This window comes from Burkholderia reimsis (assembly GCF_003294055.1).
GTDB lineage: Bacteria > Pseudomonadota > Gammaproteobacteria > Burkholderiales > Burkholderiaceae > Burkholderia > Burkholderia cepacia.
Window position 1 is genome coordinate 1 of sequence record NZ_QMFZ01000174.1, and the last position, 379, is coordinate 379.

The 379-nt window shown below is 34.0% G+C and carries 1 protein-coding gene; it reads right to left on the reverse strand.

What is annotated here, in order from left to right:
* A partial coding sequence (locus DPV79_RS41805) for an ABC transporter substrate-binding protein (protein ID WP_244321922.1) occupies positions 1–379 on the reverse strand: 379 nt, incomplete at both ends.

Here is a 379-nt window from a genome sequence, read left to right on the forward strand (position 1 = left end):
GGTTTTTACCATCTTTTTGACGAACATCGCTGTCTTTACCTTTCTTCCAACCAGCTTCATCTAATAATGATTCTGCTTTTTTAAGGTCATACTTACGTGTTGGCATATCGAAATTAATATCTGTTACATTTTTCGCAAATAATTGAGTTGCTGGTTTTTCTTGACCATCTAAAATTTCTTTGGCAATTTTATCTCTGTTTACCATATGACCAATCGCTTGTCTGACTGTTTTGTCACTGACTGCGTTATCTTTTTTACCAGAATTGACAACTAACATTTTCGTATTCATAGGTTGACTACGCTTAACTTGATAGTCACCTGTATCTTTCAATTGTTTTAAAGAGTCTTTGTCTAAGCTATCTGTACCTCTATCATCTGT